Source organism: Deltaproteobacteria bacterium (assembly GCA_029858205.1).
Lineage (GTDB): Bacteria > Desulfobacterota > GWC2-55-46 > GWC2-55-46 > DRQE01 > JAOUFM01.
Map to the genome: position 1 here is coordinate 119,255 of JAOUFM010000005.1, position 17,265 is coordinate 136,519.

General features: G+C 51.0%; 20 protein-coding genes and 1 riboswitch. Of the genes, 10 read left to right on the forward strand and 10 right to left on the reverse strand.

The features are described from left to right. Nucleotides 1-15: 15 nt before the first annotated feature. Nucleotides 16-1,674 carry a ribonuclease J gene (locus OEV59_05805; GenBank protein ID MDH4227250.1) on the reverse strand — a complete coding sequence of 553 codons (1,659 nt, stop codon included), beginning with the start codon at nt 1,672-1,674 and terminating at the stop codon, nt 16-18. 25 nt (nt 1,675-1,699) lie between these two features. Continuing rightward, nucleotides 1,700-2,410, reverse strand: coding sequence for a 1-acyl-sn-glycerol-3-phosphate acyltransferase (locus tag OEV59_05810; protein ID MDH4227251.1), 711 nt, complete (start codon nt 2,408-2,410; stop codon nt 1,700-1,702). Nucleotides 2,411-2,558: 148 nt separating this feature from the next. Here OEV59_05810 and OEV59_05815 point away from each other — a divergent pair, with 148 nt between their 5' ends. The 3 genes from OEV59_05815 (at nt 2,559) to OEV59_05825 (ending at nt 4,235) form a co-directional block, all read left to right on the forward strand. Further along, a complete protein-coding gene (locus OEV59_05815; protein ID MDH4227252.1) occupies nt 2,559-2,996 on the forward strand; it encodes a single-stranded DNA-binding protein in 438 nt (145 codons plus the stop codon). A gap of 161 nt (nt 2,997-3,157) precedes the next feature. Then, on the forward strand, nt 3,158-3,967 hold the full coding sequence (locus OEV59_05820) for a phospholipase D-like domain-containing protein (protein ID MDH4227253.1): 810 nt from the start codon (nt 3,158-3,160) through the stop codon (nt 3,965-3,967). 13 nt (nt 3,968-3,980) lie between these two features. Continuing rightward, nucleotides 3,981-4,235, forward strand: a complete 255-nt coding sequence (locus OEV59_05825; protein ID MDH4227254.1) for a hypothetical protein — start codon at nt 3,981-3,983, stop codon at nt 4,233-4,235. 222 nt (nt 4,236-4,457) lie between these two features. Here OEV59_05825 and OEV59_05830 read toward each other — a convergent pair whose 3' ends face one another. Continuing rightward, nucleotides 4,458-5,030 carry a hypothetical protein gene (locus OEV59_05830; protein MDH4227255.1) on the reverse strand — a complete coding sequence of 191 codons (573 nt, stop codon included), beginning with the start codon at nt 5,028-5,030 and terminating at the stop codon, nt 4,458-4,460. Nucleotides 5,031-5,168: 138 nt separating this feature from the next. Beyond that, nucleotides 5,169-5,255, forward strand: a riboswitch (cyclic di-GMP riboswitch). A 59-nt stretch (nt 5,256-5,314) separates the two neighbouring features. On the opposite strand from OEV59_05830, the gene OEV59_05835 reads away from it, so the two are divergent. Genes OEV59_05835 through OEV59_05845 form a run of 3 tightly spaced genes read left to right on the forward strand, consistent with a single transcriptional unit; the run spans nt 5,315 to nt 7,108 of the window. Then, the gene (locus OEV59_05835) at nt 5,315-5,779 is read left to right on the forward strand and encodes a tetratricopeptide repeat protein (protein ID MDH4227256.1); all 465 of its coding nucleotides are present in this window, start codon (nt 5,315-5,317) and stop codon (nt 5,777-5,779) included. Nucleotides 5,780-5,798: 19 nt separating this feature from the next. Next, complete coding sequence (locus OEV59_05840; protein MDH4227257.1) at nt 5,799-6,212, forward strand: hypothetical protein; 414 nt, start codon at nt 5,799-5,801, stop codon at nt 6,210-6,212. An 11-nt stretch (nt 6,213-6,223) separates the two neighbouring features. Continuing rightward, the gene (locus OEV59_05845; GenBank protein MDH4227258.1) at nt 6,224-7,108 is read left to right on the forward strand and encodes a hydratase; all 885 of its coding nucleotides are present in this window, start codon (nt 6,224-6,226) and stop codon (nt 7,106-7,108) included. Here the strand turns inward: OEV59_05845 and OEV59_05850 are convergent. Continuing rightward, complete coding sequence (locus tag OEV59_05850; GenBank protein ID MDH4227259.1) at nt 7,105-7,926, reverse strand: DUF362 domain-containing protein; 822 nt, start codon at nt 7,924-7,926, stop codon at nt 7,105-7,107. The genes OEV59_05845 and OEV59_05850 overlap by 4 nt on opposite strands. A gap of 91 nt (nt 7,927-8,017) precedes the next feature. Between OEV59_05850 and OEV59_05855 the strand changes: the two genes are divergently transcribed. Continuing rightward, the gene (locus OEV59_05855; GenBank protein ID MDH4227260.1) at nt 8,018-9,199 is read left to right on the forward strand and encodes a universal stress protein; all 1,182 of its coding nucleotides are present in this window, start codon (nt 8,018-8,020) and stop codon (nt 9,197-9,199) included. Beyond that, entirely contained in the window at nt 9,196-10,419 is a 1,224-nt protein-coding gene (locus OEV59_05860) for a radical SAM protein (GenBank protein MDH4227261.1), read from the forward strand. Before OEV59_05855 ends, OEV59_05860 begins: the two co-directional genes overlap by 4 nt. A gap of 170 nt (nt 10,420-10,589) precedes the next feature. Here OEV59_05860 and OEV59_05865 read toward each other — a convergent pair whose 3' ends face one another. From OEV59_05865 to OEV59_05885, 5 genes are read right to left on the reverse strand one after another with little or no spacing between them, the layout of a single operon-like run. Then, nucleotides 10,590-12,068, reverse strand: coding sequence for a c-type cytochrome (locus OEV59_05865; GenBank protein MDH4227262.1), 1,479 nt, complete (start codon nt 12,066-12,068; stop codon nt 10,590-10,592). Next, nucleotides 12,068-12,826, reverse strand: a complete 759-nt coding sequence (locus tag OEV59_05870) for a cytochrome c (GenBank protein ID MDH4227263.1) — start codon at nt 12,824-12,826, stop codon at nt 12,068-12,070. The genes OEV59_05865 and OEV59_05870 overlap by 1 nt, the downstream gene beginning before the upstream one ends. 13 nt (nt 12,827-12,839) lie before the next feature. Beyond that, nucleotides 12,840-13,274, reverse strand: a complete 435-nt coding sequence (locus OEV59_05875) for a cytochrome c (GenBank protein ID MDH4227264.1) — start codon at nt 13,272-13,274, stop codon at nt 12,840-12,842. Further along, the gene (locus OEV59_05880) at nt 13,267-14,964 is read right to left on the reverse strand and encodes a cytochrome ubiquinol oxidase subunit I (GenBank protein ID MDH4227265.1); all 1,698 of its coding nucleotides are present in this window, start codon (nt 14,962-14,964) and stop codon (nt 13,267-13,269) included. Before OEV59_05880 ends, OEV59_05875 begins: the two co-directional genes overlap by 8 nt. 3 nt (nt 14,965-14,967) lie before the next feature. Continuing rightward, nucleotides 14,968-15,111: a hypothetical protein gene (locus OEV59_05885; protein ID MDH4227266.1), complete on the reverse strand. Its 144-nt coding sequence runs from the start codon at nt 15,109-15,111 to the stop codon at nt 14,968-14,970. A gap of 100 nt (nt 15,112-15,211) precedes the next feature. Here OEV59_05885 and OEV59_05890 point away from each other — a divergent pair, with 100 nt between their 5' ends. Then, nucleotides 15,212-15,649 carry an NUDIX hydrolase gene (locus tag OEV59_05890; protein ID MDH4227267.1) on the forward strand — a complete coding sequence of 146 codons (438 nt, stop codon included), beginning with the start codon at nt 15,212-15,214 and terminating at the stop codon, nt 15,647-15,649. An 8-nt stretch (nt 15,650-15,657) separates the two neighbouring features. After that, complete coding sequence (locus tag OEV59_05895) at nt 15,658-16,743, forward strand: MBL fold metallo-hydrolase (GenBank protein MDH4227268.1); 1,086 nt, start codon at nt 15,658-15,660, stop codon at nt 16,741-16,743. 83 nt (nt 16,744-16,826) lie between these two features. On the opposite strand, the gene OEV59_05900 is transcribed toward OEV59_05895, so the two are convergent. Further along, a complete protein-coding gene (locus OEV59_05900) occupies nt 16,827-17,165 on the reverse strand; it encodes a cupin domain-containing protein (protein ID MDH4227269.1) in 339 nt (112 codons plus the stop codon). Between the last annotated feature and the right edge of the window lie 100 nt (nt 17,166-17,265).

Sequence of the window (17,265 nt, forward strand, 5' to 3'; positions counted from 1 at the left end):
CGAAAGGCGCCGCCATCAAACCTCTATAATCACCGGAAGTATCACGGGCCTTCGCTCGAGGGTCTTCTTAAAGAACCTTCTAAGCGCCACCCTGACTATCTCTTCCACTTCTTTCAGGTCGCCCTTTTCCTCGGCCCCGGTGTTCGAGAGCGTCTCGACAACGTGCAGCCTTGCCATGGACAGTATCTCCGAGCTCTCTTCCTCGAACACGAGCCCGCGCGTAAAAATCTCTGGGCCGTAGATGGTCTCGCCGCTTGCCTGGTTGATTGCGATTATTGCTACCACCATGCCGTCCTGGGAAAGATGCTTTCTATCCCTTAGCACTATGTCGCCTATGTCTCCTACCCCCTTGCCGTCGACAAACACCCTGCCGGACTCCACACGGCCGGCCTTCTTTATAGAATCCTTCGTAAGCTCGACAACATCGCCGTCCTCGGCAATTACGATGTTTTCCTTTTCAACGCCAACGGACTCCGCAAGACGTCCGTGCTTTACAAGGTGGCGATACTCGCCGTGTAGCGGGATAAAGCATCTCGGCTTTACGAGATTTAACATTATAAGGAGTTCTTCCTTTGCCGCGTGCCCGGATACGTGCACGTCCGAGACCTTTTCGAAAATGACCTCTGCCCCGCGCTTAAAGAGGTGGTTCATCATGTTCGATATGGCCTTTTCGTGGCCGGGTATGAACTTAGAAGAAAGGATTACCGTATCGCCGTTGATTATCCTAAGCTGTTTGTGCGCGTCCATTGCCATCCTAAGAAGCGCGCTCATGGGCTCGCCCTGGCTCCCGGTAGTTAGAAGCACGGCCTGGTTCGGCTCAAGCGCATCGATAGTTTTAATATCCACTATAAGGTCATCTGGGACATTCAAGTACCCGAGTGTTCTTGCTATGGCAACATTGCCGACCATGCTCTTGCCGTTTAACACGAGCTTTCTGTTTTGCTTGGCTGTTGCGTTAATAACCTGCTGAATGCGGTGTATGTGGGATGAAAACGCGGCAACTATGATGCGGCCCTTTGCCCTTGAAAATATCTCGTCAAAGGCCTTGCCTATGGTGCTCTCTGATATGGTGTAACCCTCGCTCTCGACATTTGTCGAGTCAGATAGTAGAAGGTCAACACCCTTTTCCCCGTATTCCGAGAACCGGGCGTAGTCCGTTACCTCGCCGTCAACAGGCGTCTGGTCGAATTTGAAATCGCCTGTATGTATGACAACACCGGCGGGTGTGGTTATCGCAAGGGCACAACCATCTACTATGGAATGGCTCACACGTATGAACTCAACCGAGAAGTCGCCTAGCACGACGCGGTCACGCGGCCTCATGGTCTCGAAGGTGGTGGTCTTTAAAAGGTCGTACTCCTCGAGCTTTGTTTCTATGAGGCCGATGGTCATGGCGGTTGCGTAAATCGGCACGTTTATCTTGGGAAGGACAAACGGAAGCGCTCCTATGTGGTCCTCGTGCCCGTGCGTGATAACAAAGCCCTTTACCTTGTCCTTATTTGCGGCAAGATAGGAAACATCCGGAATGACCACGTCTATGCCGAGCATGTACTCCTCCGGGAACATGAGCCCGGAGTCAACGACGATTATCGAGTCTCCGTACTCATAGGCCATCATATTAAGGCCTATCTCTCCGAGCCCTCCAAGAGGTATAATTTTCAGCGCGTTTGCCATTAATCACCTTTCACTGCCGTATTCGTCAAAAACTCCAATCAATGCCTTTATCAACCGCTGTAAATGTTTGCTCGGAAAGCTCCTCTGCCTTTTTGCCTTTGCTCTCTATGGGGCTTCCGATAGAGACATTTACCTTATGCGGCCTCACAACAAAGCCGCCGATTTTCATTATATCGCGCGTGCCGCTAATGGACACGGGCACTATAGGCGCGCCGCTCTTTTGCGCGAGTATAAACGCCCCCCGTTTAAACGGCGCGAGTTTTCCGGTAGTGTTCCTCGTGCCCTCTGGAAATATCAATACCGAAGTCCCTGCCGCGATTTTCTCTGCTGCGGCAATGAGGCTCTTTACCGACTCTCTCGAATTATCAAGGTCCACGGGCACATACCCCGCCCTATACATTGCCCAGCCGAGAAACGGTATGCCAAAGAGGCTCTTCTTGGCAATCCATCGAAACTGCGCCGGAAGCCTGCCCTGCACAACCGGTATGTCGAAGGTGCCGGTGTGGTTCGCTGCCAGTATAAAAGGAGGAGGCGGAAGCTTCTCTGCCCCCGATACCTCCACCCCCACGCCGGAGAGAAAAAGGATGAGCTTCATCCACATGGACGCCACGGTGTGCGGCGCGTTGCCGCTTTTATCGAACACGGCTGCCGTGGCAGTGGCAGTCGAAAATACTATGAGAAGCGGCACGCCGATTGTCCAAAGTAAGAGCGTCCTCGCTATTATACTGAAACTCATCGTAAAATGATAACTTTTTTAAGCTCTTAAAGTCAATTTTGTTTTGGCTTCCCGCCGCATACAACGCGCCGGGGCAAAACCCTTGCACTTTGCCCTGCCTGGTGATAAAGTACATTTTAAATAACGGCTAAACATACTTTAGGGGGTAATACCTATGGCAGGCATAAACAAAGCAATCCTCGTCGGCAACCTCGGACAAGACCCGGAAATCCGGTACACTCCAAGCGGATTGGCGGTCGCCAACTTCAGCCTCGCAACAAGCGAGAGCTTCAAGGGCAAGGACGGCCAGAGGGAAACCAAGACAGAGTGGCATAAAATCGTGGCATTCGGGAAACTCGCTGAGATATGCGGCGAGTACCTTAATAAGGGCAAGCAGATATACATCGAGGGCCGCATACAAACGCGCCAGTGGGAAGACAAGGACGGCAACAAACGCTACACAACCGAAATCGTCGCCAACCAGATGCAGATGCTTGGCACCAAAGGGGGCAGCGGCGGAGGGTTTGACAAAGGCGAGTCGTCCTCCGGAGGGCCTCCTACTGCCGAAGAGCCGCCGCCGGCAGATATGGACGATATACCGTTCTAAGGCACGGCCGCGCGATTTTTGCGCCATACTGCGTTGGGGCTGTTTTTCCTTGCTCGACGTATCGGCAATATACGCCTGCGATCAAAAACCCGCGCGCGCCTCGCCTGACGGCCAACTGACGGGTTTAAAAACAAAAATAAACACTCCGCCCGGAGTTAAAAATGATAGCAATAATAAAATCACCGTGGGAAGAAACATTTATCGACCTTCTAAAACACTCCAGAAAAAACATTTACCTAGCAAGTCCTTTCATCAAAAAGAACACAGCCAAAATAGTAATAAAACATAGCCGCAAATCAGTCGACTTGAGGTGCATGACCTCTTTCAAGCTGGCCAATTTTTCAAGAGCGGCTTCAGACCTTGACGCTTTAAAAATACTTTCACACCGCACAGCCAGACAAAAAAATGTGCATAATCTTCATGCCAAATTTTTCGTCTTCGACGAAGTAGCAATAGTAACTTCAGGGAATCTAACGCCAGGCGGACTAAGGAACAACCTCGAATACGGCCTTCTAGTAGACGGCAGCACTGCGAAAAGCATTAAAAAAGACTACCTGGAAATTTTCAACAACCCGAACAATCCATCTATAACAAAAACGGTCATAGAAAAAGCAGACGAAATACTTCTTTCTATCCCAAAAGAAAAAAAGAAAACCGTACAGATTCGCGACTCAGCCCTTTTTGAAGATTTTATGAACGACGAAAACATGGAAGAGCGTTTTGATGCCGGCAAGGATATTATAAGACGAAATTTATCGTCATGGAAAAAAGACGTATTCGACTGTCTGACCGAAGTCCCAAAAGACATATTTTCGATAGATGACATTTATTCTTTTTCAACCAGGCTCAAAATGCTCCATCCGAAGAATATGAACATAAAGCCAAAAATTCGGCAACAGTTGCAATACTTAAGAAATATTGGCTTATTGGAATTCGTAAAGCCTGGACTGTATAAAAAACTCTGGTCATAAAAACGGAGGGTGTATGAAATCTTTTATTTTCACAACAGCAGAGGGATATACCTTTTCTCCAAACTCCAAAACAAGCGCGCCTGATATAGAAAACTGCCAAGTACTTGGTTTTGCCGAAGGAGCGTCTGCTGAAGATGCTTTCGACAATCTAATAAAAGAAAATTCCTATCTAACCCAAGTAGGCTTTGACATATTAGAGGCATACGAGCTAAAACAGCAAGCACCGGCACATTTTTCGATTTCCAAATACCGTAAAAAAACAATTTAACTACTCTTGCTGTCCCCGTCCCGCCCAAACCGCCAAGTTTTGCGTCAGACGAGGCAAGGGCGGTTTTTTCGCGCAGGCGTATTCGATAATACGTCGAGCAAGGAAAAACCGCCCTAACGAAGTATGGCGCAAAAATCGGCGGTTTCCCGATAAAAAAACCCCGGGGGCACTTAAAACCTCCGAGGCATCAAAATCCGCCGCACTAACCGCCAACCACCCGCCCTACTTCTTCGTAAACACTATCTTCGCCTTGCCGTCCTTCACAGTAACCTTGAACTCCGCGTTCGTAACGCCGGTGCTCTTTAATTTCTCGCGCTGAGCATCGAGGGATTTCTTGAACTGGTTATAATCCATCCCGGCAACGCCCTCATTGCACTGTTTTTTCGCGTCGAGAAAGGCCTTGAATATGGCCTCGTCGCCTCCGCCTGCCGCAGGCCTTGCTGCCGCAGCCTTAGGCGTCTCTGCCGAAGGCGCCGGCACGCCGGGCTTTGGCCCGCCCATGATGCGCGCCCTGGCCTCGTCGTACACGCCGTCCTCTATCATCTTAAGCACCTTGTTCCAGTGCTGCTTATAGGAATTGTACTTGGCAACGAGCGTATTCAAACGGAACTTTATGCCCGTATTGTTTATGACCGAGGTCGAAAGCGTGCGCACAAGCCTGTCTATGTCTTCGCGAAGCTTCGCGGGCTCTCTTTTGGTAACGCGCGCAAAGTACTGGTCGTAATCGACCCGGAGCTTTTCTATCATCCCCGAGAGACGTTCGACCTCGTTTTTATAATCCAGTTCTGTCGGCATAACCGCTATATTCTAGCAAACCGCCTGCCCCGTGTCAAAGCCATACGCAACGGCCCTGCCCCAATACGCCGTGATATCGAGGCGTTACCGTTGACTTACGGCGGCTTTGCGGCTATAATATTAATCAGAGTACGCTTCCTTTGCTCAGAGCAAACCGCGGGAAACTGCGGGACGCAGAGCCGTGAGGTTACAGCCCTTAGGGGCCATGCCCGTCCGGCCGCCAAAGGTTTTAAACCACTTTGGCGGTTTTTTATTTTGCCGCCTAAAAACCGGAGGGATTGGACATGTCTATGATAGATGACGCGGTAAACCATGCAAAAAAAGGCGAGTACACGAAGGCATACAAGCTCTTTATTGCAACGGATCTGGAAAAGAAAAGCGCCGAAGCCCTTTCCTACTACGCTCTAAGCGTTGCCGCGGCAACAAAAGACTTCGACCGGGCCTCGAAGCTCTCTGCCATGGCATTCAAGGACGAGGGCTACGACCCGGCCCTGTACCTTAATGCCGGAAAAATTCAGCTTCTTGCCGGAAAGAAAGAACTCGCCATCAAGACCTTTAAAAAAGGCCTCAAACTCGACCCGGAGAACACGCTAATAAAGAAGCAGCTTGCAGCGCTCGGCGTACGGAAGAACCCGGTAATACCGTTTCTTTCGAGAAACAACCCCATAAACAGGTTTCTCGGAAAACTCAAGCACTCGCCGGGAAAAACGGCAGCGCCGGCGAAAAAGGGCACCGGAAAAAAGCCTTAGGCAAAAGGAGAAAACACAAATGCCTTATAAAAAAGCAATTATCAAAACTTTCGCACTTCTTATAACCGTAATCGCACTCGGCTCGGCATGGGTAAACATAACTGCAGCTGCCGAAAAAAAACCTGCGGTAGCTGCCGAACCTGTCATAAAGGAAGAGCCGGATAAAAGCAAGGTGTGCATGATAAACAACAGATACATGGGCTCCGGGCAGATACCGGTAACAGTAGATGGCAAGACATACTACGGCTGTTGCGCCGGGTGCGCAAAAACGCTCACCGACAAAAAAGAGAGCCGCATGGCAAAGGACCCGCTTACCGGCAAAGAGGTGGACAAGGCAACGGCATTCATAGCGGTCGATTATTCGAACAGCACCGTCTACTACTTCGAGAACAAGGCGAACTACGAAAAATTCATAAAAACAACGGCCAAATGACCGCTTCGCGCATGAATAATGCACAAACCATAAAGGCAGCCGCGGTAGCGGCTGCCTTGCTTTTTTTCGCCTCCGGGTGCGCGGCCGGCGCGATAAAAAAGGCCGACTCGCTTTCAACAAGCTACCTTAAGGGAACGCCTCATGCCAAAGGCAGCGGCATTTTCATGGGCCGCGACGGCGCGCTAAAGATGCAGCGCCGCTTTCTTGCTAAAATCTCCAACCTCGGCTCTCCCGTAGGCTACAAGGCAGCGCTTACGAACCCGAAGATGCAGGAAAAGTTCGGCGTAACAGAACCCGTGCTCGGCGTCCTTCTCCACGGCATGCTCGTAAAGGACAAGGCGCACGTCAAGGCCTCTTACGGCGCAAGGCCCTTTGCAGAGGCGGACATCATCGTACGCGTATCGGATAGGGCAATAAACAACGCAAAGACACCTGAAGAGGCGTTCGAGTATATAGACCTGATAATACCGTTCATCGAACTTCCGGACCTCGTGTACATGGCTGACATAAAAATGACAGCAAACGACATCATCGCGGCTAACGCGGGAGCACGGCTCGGCGTCATGGGGGGGCCGGTTGCGCTGCCGCCAGGCAGCGCAAGAGCGGCGTACCTTAAATACCTAAGGAACTCAACTATCGAAGTATTTGACTATAACGGAAATCTCGTTACAGAAGGGCGCATGGACTCAATACTCGAAGACCCGATGAACGCGGTTCTCTGGATAAGGGACGAGGTATTAAGGCGCGGCCTGCAGTTAAAAGAAGGAGACCTTCTCTCTCTTGGGAGCATCACGGCGCCTATCAAAGTAGAACCCGGAGTACGCCTAAAGGCCGTGTACACCGGTCTTGACGGCCCGGGTTCCAAAGCATCGGCAGAGGTATACTTCGAGTACTAAAGCTCTTTTACCGAAAGCGGCTTTACGTGGCCAAGCCGTCCGTCAGCATCACGAATGTGCCCTATATCCTGCCACCTTCTCTTTAAAACCTTTGCACCGTAGGCATCCGTCATCACAGGATCATAACCCGCAATTATGATGCCGGGCTTCGGGTCGCAGTGCGGCCCCCAAAGATGCGCTTCGCTCATGCCGATTGTAGCATCGATAACCGTAAAATCCGGCGTCCTGTGCATGTTAAGGTCAAGGACCGACTCCTGCATCATCGAATGAAAGGCAGACTTCTTCCAGTGCCCGCCTGCACGATAATGGAGCGGCGGAACAGCGCCCATCATATTTTTCATCGTAAGGGTAACGCCTGCAAGCGAATGCGCCTTTAGAACAGGCACTGAGATTATGAAGCTGTCGAATAAAATGTCGGGTAGATAGAACTCGGGCCACCTCGTAAGCTCGGGGTTCGAAAGTTTTCTAAGCGGCTCTTTATTCAAATCAACGAGCCCGACGTTCCTTCGCTTCGCCATCTTCGTATAGCCAAGCTCATCGAATGCGTGCGGGGTATCGTAACTGGCCGCGCCGCAGCCCTCGCCTATTATTATCTCTACTCCGGGAAGTCTTTCCCTAAGACCGTCTACGAGCGCCTCTACAAGTTCAACCGGAGTCGTCACAGGCGGGGCCATGGCCTCTACGAGGTTTGGCTTTAGAAGCACCCTCTTCTTATCTCCTGTATCGAGGCGCGCGGCATCGAGGATTGCGTCCACCGAAGCCTTCCAGTCGCCATTGTGTCCTATTATAAAGGTCGTTCTTTTAAGTGTTTCGTCCATGTAAAAATTTTACCGCCATGCTAAGCGGCTGTCAACCCGCTTAATACGCATTGTGCTTTAAAAACCCGGCAAATATGATAAAATACGGCTCATGTACGAAAAAATACTTCTCTGCCTCGACAATTCAGAGGACTCGTTAAAGGCCGCCTCGGTTGCCGCATCTCTGGCAGCCGAAACAGGAGCGCAGGCCATAGCGCTCCATGTCTACGCAGCGCTTCTTCATAACGACCGCTTCATGGAGATGGAAACAACACTTCCGGAAAAATACAGGGAAGAAAACGAGCTAAAGCGCCAAAGAGAAATACACGCAAGCCTCATAAAACGCGGGCTCGAGATAATATCTGATTCATACGCAGCCCCTGTTGCAAGGACGTTCGAGGAAAAGGGCCTTACCCTCATTCCCGCAAAACGCGAGGGCCGCCACTTTGAGGAAATACTAAAAGAAACAACGGAGGGCTCCTACGGCCTCGTGATACTCGGAAGAACAGGGCTTGGAAGGACGTCTTCTGGCCGAATCGGCGGCGTCAGCATGCGTATTGCAAGGGAATGCACGGGGGCCGACGTGCTCGTAGTGCAAAACGATATTTTAGCTGAAGCCTCCTCCCCTATCGTTGTCTGCGTGGACGGCAGCGCCTCTGCGTATTACGCAGTCAAACAGGCCGCCTCTCTCTCGAAGCTTCTTAACGCTCGACTTACGGCAGTCGCGGCATTCGACCCCGAATACCACCGCGTTGCATTCAAAAGCATCTCGGGCGTTCTATCGAACGAAGACGCAAAGCTCTTTCGCTTTAAGGAGCAGGAAAAGCTCCATGACGAAATAATAAACTCAAACCTCGCGGAAATATACAAAGGCTACCTCAATGCGGCAAAGGAAATCGCCGCAACAGAGGGCGTCAAAATGGAGACCGTGCTTCTCGAAGGCAAGGCCTCTGACGAGATCGTAAAGTACGCGGCTTCAACCAAGCCTTCTCTTCTCGTAACAGGCAGGTTCGGCAGGATGTCTATACAGTCGGACACGCTTGGCATGACAGCGGAAAACATACTAAGAGAGACTGCGGTAAACGTGCTCATAGCAAGCGGCTCGCTTGAGGTAAAAAAGAACGAAGAAGACCCGCTACTCTGGGAAAACGCTGCCGAGGAGCTATTCAAAAAAATTCCTGGCTTCGTGAGATCGATGGTAAGAAAGATGGCAGAGGACGAGGCGCGCCGCCTTGGGCTTAGGAAGGTAACGGTAAAACTGCTCGAAGACTTGAGAAGGAAGATATCGCCGTGAGCCTGCATGGAGCGCAAAATGCCGTTGAGCCGCCCTTTCTCATCTCCTGGAACGTAACACGAAGATGCCCTTTGAAATGCCGCCACTGCTACCTCGATTCAACGGACATAAACGGCGCAAAAGACATCCCCACCGAAGCCGCAAGTAAAATAATAGGAACACTTAAAAATTTCTCGCCCGGCGCGATGCTCATCCTTACCGGGGGCGAGCCGCTTCTAAGGCCCGACATAAATACTCTTGTAAAGGAATGCGCCGAAGCCGGATTCCACACCGTAATCGGCACAACAGGTGTGGGGCTTACCTGCGAGGCCGCGGCAGCGCTGAAAAATAACGGATTGAAAGGCGCTGGACTTAGCATAGACTCGCTTGATGTAAAGAAGAACGACGCATTCCGCGGCCTCGAAGGCGCATACGACGCGGCGATAAAGGCTGCGGATATTTTCAAACAAACCAACATTCCCTTCCAGTTCCAGTTCTCGGTAACGCGGGCAAACATGCATGAGATAGAGGACTTTGCCTGCTTTGCCATCGACAAAGGCGCGGTTGCGCTAAACTACTTCTTTCTCGTGTGCACTGGCAGGGGCGAGGACTTCACCGACTTAAGCATGGCAGAATACGAGGCCGCACTCGAAAGAATCGCAGTAATAGAGAGAAAACATTCGGGCAAGCTGATGATACGCGCAAGATGCGCCCCTCACTTTGCAAGAATCTCGGGCAAGACCGATACAACGGGCTGCATTGCCGCAAGAGGCTACATGCGCATATCCCCGGAAGGACACGTAACGCCCTGCCCTTACATGCAGCCGGAGGATACGGCCGCAGCGAACATCTTCGATAAACCGGTAGAACAAATCTATTCCTCCGCATTATTTAAAAAGCTAAGGAGCCCTGCATACACAGGCAAGTGCGGCGATTGCTCTCTTGCGCCGGACTGCGGCGGTTGCCGCGCAAGAGCCCTTACGAAGACAGGCGACATAATGGCAGACGACGAGTTCTGCTCTTACGTGCCGGTTAACTCACCGCAAAGGCCGATAGCATCGCAAAAACCAATATGGACAACGGAGGCGGAAGAGCGGCTAAAAAACATCCCGTCCTTCATAAGACGCTTTGTTAAAAAGGGCATCGAAAAGTACGCGGAAAAGAACTCGATAACGACAATCACGCCGGAGCTCATTACAGAGCTAAAGGAGAAAAGAGCAGGTGGAAGGTTTGGCATCTAAGAAAAAATACTGGGCTGCGTTAAAGCTCACGGGCGCTGCGGTGTTCTTTACAGGCGTGCTGAACTCGATGCTAAGCTTCAAGGTAGGCTCTGCAATAGACCCGCTAAATTATATTTTCCTTGCCGCTGGCGCGGCAATAGCCATCGCGCCTTCAGCAATCAAAAGGCGCGTTAATCCTTCCTCGAGAATTTCAGCCACAAGACCTCGACACAAAGCGTCACGAGAAAGAGAGCAAGTATAAACGCATACGGGCTTCTTTCGCTGCCCTTACCCGATGTCTTGCCCATATCGAACCTTACCCACGTGGATGCCGTGTGAAGAGAGCCTGCCTCGAAGTTCGAGCCATCCCACGCGCCAACGGCAAGCATGGTCGAGACGCCGGGGGTAAGCCACAGCAAATTTGAACGCGGACGTTTTATGATTACCCGCCACACTCCGTCTTTGTACTCAGCGCTCGTCCAGAAATTATAAGTCTCGGTCTTTAATGCTTTCACAGTGCCCACGCCCGAGGCCTCATACTCGTAGACATATCCATTTAAGTCCTTACCTGCCTGCCACTTCCACATCAAGACCTTTGATGCGTCCTGCCCCATGCCAAAGTACGTAGCGCCGGATAAAGGAAACTCTATCGCCACGGCATCGCTTGCAACAATAGCCCCGGCTATCTTCGAAGCAGCCTCGTCGCCTTCTACACTCCGGCTCGGATCGGTCCATTCGAGGAGAAAGGCAATGTCAGTGTCATTATATAGGGTGCTGACAGAGACCTTACTTACCGGCGAGTAGTAGAGCTTCTTTGTTGCAAAGAACTGCGGAAAGAGCGGGACTATCTCGCCGTTCGATTCATCCCACTTCGTATTATTGGTCGTCTCGGGCAAGGCCCCTTGGACATAAGCGGCAGCGATAACGCCGTCAGAGAGTTCCTCCAAAGCGCTGCTGTCAGCAAGCGCGGCCGCGTAATTCGCAATATCCCACCTGTCTTTTGCACTAACGCTTTTTCCGTTCTCCGGGTCTTCGAATGATGGCATGGGAGTGCCGGGAATTCCGGCTGTTATACGCTCGAATATTTTTTCCGGCGTAGCGCCTCTACGAAACATATCCTTGTCAGCAAGGCTTCGCGGCCAGACAATCGAGCCCCAGTCGTCCTTAAGCCTTTTACTCGTATTCCCTCTGCCTTCTTTTCCGTGACACTCAACGCAGCGGTCTTTGAAAAGCTCTTTTCCTCTTTCTATGCTTTCATTTCCAGGCGAAACCTTTTCGCCGTAATCAAGGGAGGTTTTTTTTACAGGTTCTATTTTTCCGAATTTTTTAAGGTACTCAGCAATTAACGATACTTCGCTGTCACTTAGCACATCTTCCCACGCTGGCATTGAAGTGCCAGGAAGCCCGCGCTTTATGCTTAAAATAATATCCGCATCCGAGGCAAAGGGCTCGTCGTACGGGGTTGTTTTATATTTATAAATGCCGCTTGTGAAGTCCCTTGGCTTTGGCATCATGAACTTCGCGCCTGCCCCGTCGCCCTTGCCCTCTGCCCCGTGGCACACGCTGCAGTGCTTTACGTAAATCGCCTTTGCATCAGCGCCAAAGGAAGACGCCGGAAAAAGCGCGGCTAGCGAAAATAAAAACACTGCCGCTATGTTACGTAAAAACATCACAGCTTATGCTCCCTTGGCCTGTTGCCGGTATAATCATAGATAAAGAGCACTGCCTTCCAGACCTCTTCTTCTGTAAGTGTAGCCTCCCACGCGGGCATTGCGCTCTTATGCGGCATGGCCTCGATGGGAAGCCCCTGCCCGCCTTTTACAATCCTCCAGAACACGTAGGTCTCCTCGATCTGCGCAATCGTATCGCTTCCCTTGAAGGCAAGGGGCCTCGGGTCCATGGATGCGGCATACATGCCTTTACCGTCAAGCTTTGCGCCGTGGCAAAGCACGCAATTCACAAAATAGATATCACGCCCGGCCTCTACCAATGCCGCGAATTTGTCCTTGTCGGTCTTCTCTATTGCGCGTAGCGGATTTACAAGCGTCTTAAGTTCTATATCGCGGCCGTATGCCTTTATTACGGAAGGAGGAGGCGGATGCACGACACGCAGTTCCTTTGCAGCGCCTTCGAAGCGCCTTGCTGTCTTTAAATAAGCCGCAAACGAGAAAACAAGCGGCAGTATAAGCAGCACAACCACCTTCGCCGCGCCCTTTGAATACAGCGCGCGACCTATCCACCCAAAAAGTTCTTCCGTGCCACTGTCACTTACGGTCAATACCAAAATCGTAAGTATAAAAGTGAATATAACGTAGAGCTCTATAACGCTCGAAGGCACGGGGCTGCCGTAGAAAACGCCGGCAAGCTTTAGCGCAACGTACACGCCTATGGTCACGAGAGCGAGTTTTATTGGCGCTGTTATCTTCATCGCTTCACTATTGTCACAGTTTTATAACGTACTCGGCAACTGCCTTCAATTCGTCCTCGGTAAGAGAGGCCGGCGCCTTGGTCGCATCCGGCATGGGGCTTAGACCATCGGGGTTTGAAAAACCCGCCACCACATATAAGGAAGGCGCCCTCATGGACTCTATTGCGTAAGCTGCTACATCGCGCGCGCTTCCCTTATACGCCGCATCGTTTATCCTCGACTCTGCCAAGGCTGTAAAGCCCTTTAGAGACGGCGCCCTGCCGCCCGCCGCGTCGTGGCAAAGGGCGCACGCACCCCTGCCCTTATAAAGGCTTTCTCCAACGGACATTGGCGCGCTCCCCGCCACCTCGCCGCCGGCCTTTATGTCCGGCACATAGACCTCGCTAAAATACACATACAGCCCGATGGAGGCAAGTATGAAGATAAATATCTTTAGTGCATCACTCATCGCGCTTCCTGCCCATTGCAATAGAAAATAGAACGACCGTTATAAGCATAAATACGATTGTGCCGATAGACACAACGCGCGTTGCGTACTGTATGGACGGCGTAAAGGCCTCGACTGACGTATCCTTGTACACAGCGTACACATGCCAACCCTGCCTTATCGCAGAACGTATGAAGCCCATAAGTCCCATTAGCCAGGTAAAGCTCACTGCAAGAAGTACGAGCGCGTACTGGCTCCTTACCGGCGCTCTTCCCCATTCAACAGGGCCGACAACGGCTGCATTCTTAAAAATAATATAATCGAGCACAGAGACCGATATAAGCGCAACAAGTGTCGTCAAGACCTCTGGCACGCTGGAGGCAACCTTATACGAGCTGTCGGTAAAGTACCCGTAGTAAACGCCTACGAAGAATATATTTACGCACGCTGCGGCGATGATGGCAGCCTGGGCGGTCTTTAGCGCATCAGCCCTGGGATGCACGGAGTTAAGGTTGCTTCTTCTGTAGAGAAGAAAACTTATGAAGGTAAAAAGTATCATTATATTGACTGCGATGTTCTTTGCCGGCATCAGCCCAAGCGGCGCAATCAGCGGATGATACCTTGTACCCGCTGCCTTTATCTCGGCCCCTGTCATCTCAGGGGTGTGCGGGGTAAACCACACCATAAAAGAGACGGCGATTACGATTGCTATGTACTTTACGTACTTCGAGTAACGTTCATGCCCGGGGCATCTTGACATGGAAGTCCAGAGATAATAATTCGCGGCAAAGAATATCGCGCCTATAAGCACTGCCTGCACGATGAACATCCACCCAAACATCCCTCCCATGAGCATCATGCCCATCTCGGTGCTGTAGCGGTATATCTCGGCAGTTAGCCAGTAGCCTGCGAAAGGAAGCGGCAACAGCGCGGCTATGGCTATGAAGCTTCCGGTGTACCCCATCCAGTCGTAGTGCGCCCGGTCCTTACTCTCGGTGGCAGCTATAAAACGATAGGCCGCGTACGCGGCAAGCACAGAGCCGCCAAAAGAAATATTGGCGACAAAGCGGTGCAGGTTCATCGGATGCCAGAGAGGGTTATCGATTGCGCTCCAAAGGTTGCCGTTTAAAAACCCTTCCGGCGTAAGCCCGGCAGGCGTCATCATGAAAGTCGTCCACGCGTTGGCAACGAACATGATCGCTGTGCCGGCGATGTTCAGGGCAAGACCTATTAGCATGTGCGCCTTCTTCGAGCCGCCCTCCTGCATGGAATCCCACTTAAGGGCATAGACATAGAGAAGTGCAGCGTCGATGACGAATATGACGGCATAGACGTAAAATGTCGGAGAAAATATCTTTGTCATGTACCCCATGAACTTGGGGTAAAAGAAAAACAGCGCAGCGGCAAATATAACGCCCACTGCCACTGTCACAACATGCGCCGCAAGGCTTACGCGTATGAACTCGCGCGCCACCTTGTCGTAGCGACCATCTTTTCTCACGTATCCGACGACCTCGAGAATAAGGACGAATATGGGGACAGCGAGTATGAAGGCCGCAAACCAGAGGTGCGTCTGGGCAAGGAGCCATACTGTAACGCGCGGGCTAACGGGGCCAAGCGTATTATAATCCGCTGCACTGGCCTCTACGGCAACCAGGCAAAAAACCGCTGCAAAGACAACCGGCGTAATTATGGAAAGACCGCGGCGCACGTCTTATCCTCCGTAGAAAAAGCTCAGGCCAAAGGCCTTTAGTACCAGCGCATCAACGGCAACAAGGGCCGCAAGTGCGGCGCCAAACGCTATTGCAAATATAACGACCCTGCCCATAAAGACCGTCCTCTTGCTCCTCTTTTTCACAAAAACATCCTTATAATATCAAAATACAGCCTCGATATGTCTAAAAATTTTCCAGCATAATTCGTTTTTTGCCTGCCGACTTTTATGCTATCATTTATACATGAACTCGGAGAGAAAAAATCCACTCTCCACGGTGGACATAATAATCGAAGGCCCTGACGGCGCAATTGTTTTAATAAAGAGAAAAAACGCCCCGCCTGGCTGGGCGCTTCCCGGAGGGTTCGTTGACTACGGCGAATCGGTGGAAACAGCGGCGGTGCGCGAGGCAAAGGAAGAGACATCGCTCGAGGTAACCCTTATACGCCAGCTCCATACGTATTCCGCTCCCGAAAGAGACCCTCGCTTTCATACGATAAGCGTTGTCTTTTACGCAACGGCAAAAGGCACGCCCGTTGGCAAGGACGACGCGCTCGAGGCAAGGTTCTTTAAAAAAGACCGGCTGCCCTCACCCATTGCCTTTGACCACGCGGCCATAATCGAGGATTTTTTCAGATACAAGGCAACGGGCGAGGACGCTTACCTTCTTAAGAAGACGTGAGTTATGTTATGGCTACCACCCGTTTCAAAAGGACAAAGAAGGCGCTTCTCGCGTTTATAATAACAATAGTGGTCATAAACGCGTATTCCTATATTACGCGAGACACCTTTATCGTGCCAAAAAACATGACGCTCGAAGAAAAAATCAAACAAAAGATGCACCACCGAGGGGACGGCACTTTCCGTAACCCCTGGCTCACCGACTCGAGAAAAGGCTTTTTCGATTTCCTGAAATGGCAGTTCTCGAAAAACGCCTTTGAAGAAGAAAGGAAAAAGCCCTTTAACCTTTCAACAGTTGCAACCGACTTTGACACGCTAGAGAAAACAGGCTCTGATTATGCCGTATGGCTCGGGCACTCGACAGTGCTCATAAAGGCAGGGGGTAAGCGCATTATAACAGACCCCGTGTTCTTCGACGTCACGTTCTTTATAAAGCGGAAAGCTCCCTTCCCGGTCGAGCTTGATAAACTTCCAAAGATAGACTACGTGCTCATCTCGCACGGCCACTACGACCACCTTAGCACAAAAAGCATCGAATACCTCATAAGGCGCGACAATCCCGTGTTCGTCACTGCGAACGGATACAAAAAGTATTTCGAGAAACGCGGCACATCAAAAAATACGGTCATAGACTGGTTCGAGAGCTTTTCCTCCAGCGGAGTTAAGATAACGGCGCTGCCTTCCCAACACTGGTCAAAGCGCACGCTCACCGACAATAACAGAATGCAGTGGGCGTGCTTTCTTATCGAGGCAAACGGAAAGAAGATATTCTGGATTGGGGATTCGGGCTACTACGAAGGCTACAAGGAGCTTGGCGAAAAGTTTGGCCCTGTTGACGTGCTTTTTGCGCCAATCGGCGCGTACGAGCCAAGATGGTTCATGCAGCCCTATCACATGAACCCGGAGGAGGCCCACGAAGTTACAAAGGAACTCAAAGCAAAAATACTTATCCCCATACACTGGGGCACATTCGATTTAACGGACGAGCCGCTCTTTGCCCCTCCTGAACGCATAAAAGCAGCATTCCAATCAAATAACCCGGGGCCGGAAAATCTGAAGCTCCTTACCCCCGGAGAGCCGTTCATAATTAAATAAAGCTGAAATCTAAAACAGGGCAGGAGGCCAGCCAGCCCCTGCCCTGTCTCTTACAGGCGTATAAAAGGAAGGAGGTCCTTATTTTACGCCCTTTTTTCCATCCCGGCCGGTTGTACCGTTGCCTGGGACACGATGAGCTCGCCTTTGGCAACAATCTTGTGCCAAACGTTCTTTGGAGCAAGCACTACAACACCCGGTTCAAGGGCAAGCGTTTTCTCGCCGTTATCGTCGAGATAGAAAGTGCCCTTACCTTCGTGAACAAAAAATACCTGGTCGCCGTTTGGATGCCTGTGATAATCAAGCACCTGCCCGTCCTTGAAATAATACGTATCCTGGGCAAGGGCGTCGGTCTTTAGGTGTGTTACCTTGTTTACTGCATTATCCGTATAAACCTTCTTCTTTACTACATTCGCTTCCTGCATGTCTTCGTTACCTCCGTGTTGGTTTTGGATTATTTTGGTCTTATTTATCTTCAAACAAGGCAAAAAAATTTATCTATTACCCTACTAAATCGCTCACCTA

Excerpts from the sequence above, each read along its gene's own strand:
- OEV59_05805 (MDH4227250.1), bottom strand. The coding sequence starts at position 1,674 with ATGGCAAACGCGCTGAAAATTATACCTCTTGGAGGGCTCGGAGAGATA.
- OEV59_05810 (MDH4227251.1), bottom strand. The coding sequence starts at position 2,410 with ATGAGTTTCAGTATAATAGCGAGGACGCTCTTACTTTGGACAATCGGC.
- OEV59_05820 (MDH4227253.1), top strand. The coding sequence starts at position 3,158 with ATGATAGCAATAATAAAATCACCGTGGGAAGAAACATTTATCGACCTT.
- OEV59_05825 (MDH4227254.1), top strand. The coding sequence starts at position 3,981 with ATGAAATCTTTTATTTTCACAACAGCAGAGGGATATACCTTTTCTCCA.
- OEV59_05830 (MDH4227255.1), bottom strand. The coding sequence starts at position 5,030 with ATGCCGACAGAACTGGATTATAAAAACGAGGTCGAACGTCTCTCGGGG.
- OEV59_05835 (MDH4227256.1), top strand. The coding sequence starts at position 5,315 with ATGTCTATGATAGATGACGCGGTAAACCATGCAAAAAAAGGCGAGTAC.
- OEV59_05840 (MDH4227257.1), top strand. The coding sequence starts at position 5,799 with ATGCCTTATAAAAAAGCAATTATCAAAACTTTCGCACTTCTTATAACC.
- OEV59_05845 (MDH4227258.1), top strand. The coding sequence starts at position 6,224 with ATGAATAATGCACAAACCATAAAGGCAGCCGCGGTAGCGGCTGCCTTG.
- OEV59_05850 (MDH4227259.1), bottom strand. The coding sequence starts at position 7,926 with ATGGACGAAACACTTAAAAGAACGACCTTTATAATAGGACACAATGGC.
- OEV59_05855 (MDH4227260.1), top strand. The coding sequence starts at position 8,018 with ATGTACGAAAAAATACTTCTCTGCCTCGACAATTCAGAGGACTCGTTA.
- OEV59_05865 (MDH4227262.1), bottom strand. The coding sequence starts at position 12,068 with ATGTTTTTACGTAACATAGCGGCAGTGTTTTTATTTTCGCTAGCCGCG.
- OEV59_05870 (MDH4227263.1), bottom strand. The coding sequence starts at position 12,826 with ATGAAGATAACAGCGCCAATAAAACTCGCTCTCGTGACCATAGGCGTG.
- OEV59_05875 (MDH4227264.1), bottom strand. The coding sequence starts at position 13,274 with ATGAGTGATGCACTAAAGATATTTATCTTCATACTTGCCTCCATCGGG.
- OEV59_05890 (MDH4227267.1), top strand. The coding sequence starts at position 15,212 with ATGAACTCGGAGAGAAAAAATCCACTCTCCACGGTGGACATAATAATC.
- OEV59_05895 (MDH4227268.1), top strand. The coding sequence starts at position 15,658 with ATGGCTACCACCCGTTTCAAAAGGACAAAGAAGGCGCTTCTCGCGTTT.
- OEV59_05900 (MDH4227269.1), bottom strand. The coding sequence starts at position 17,165 with ATGCAGGAAGCGAATGTAGTAAAGAAGAAGGTTTATACGGATAATGCA.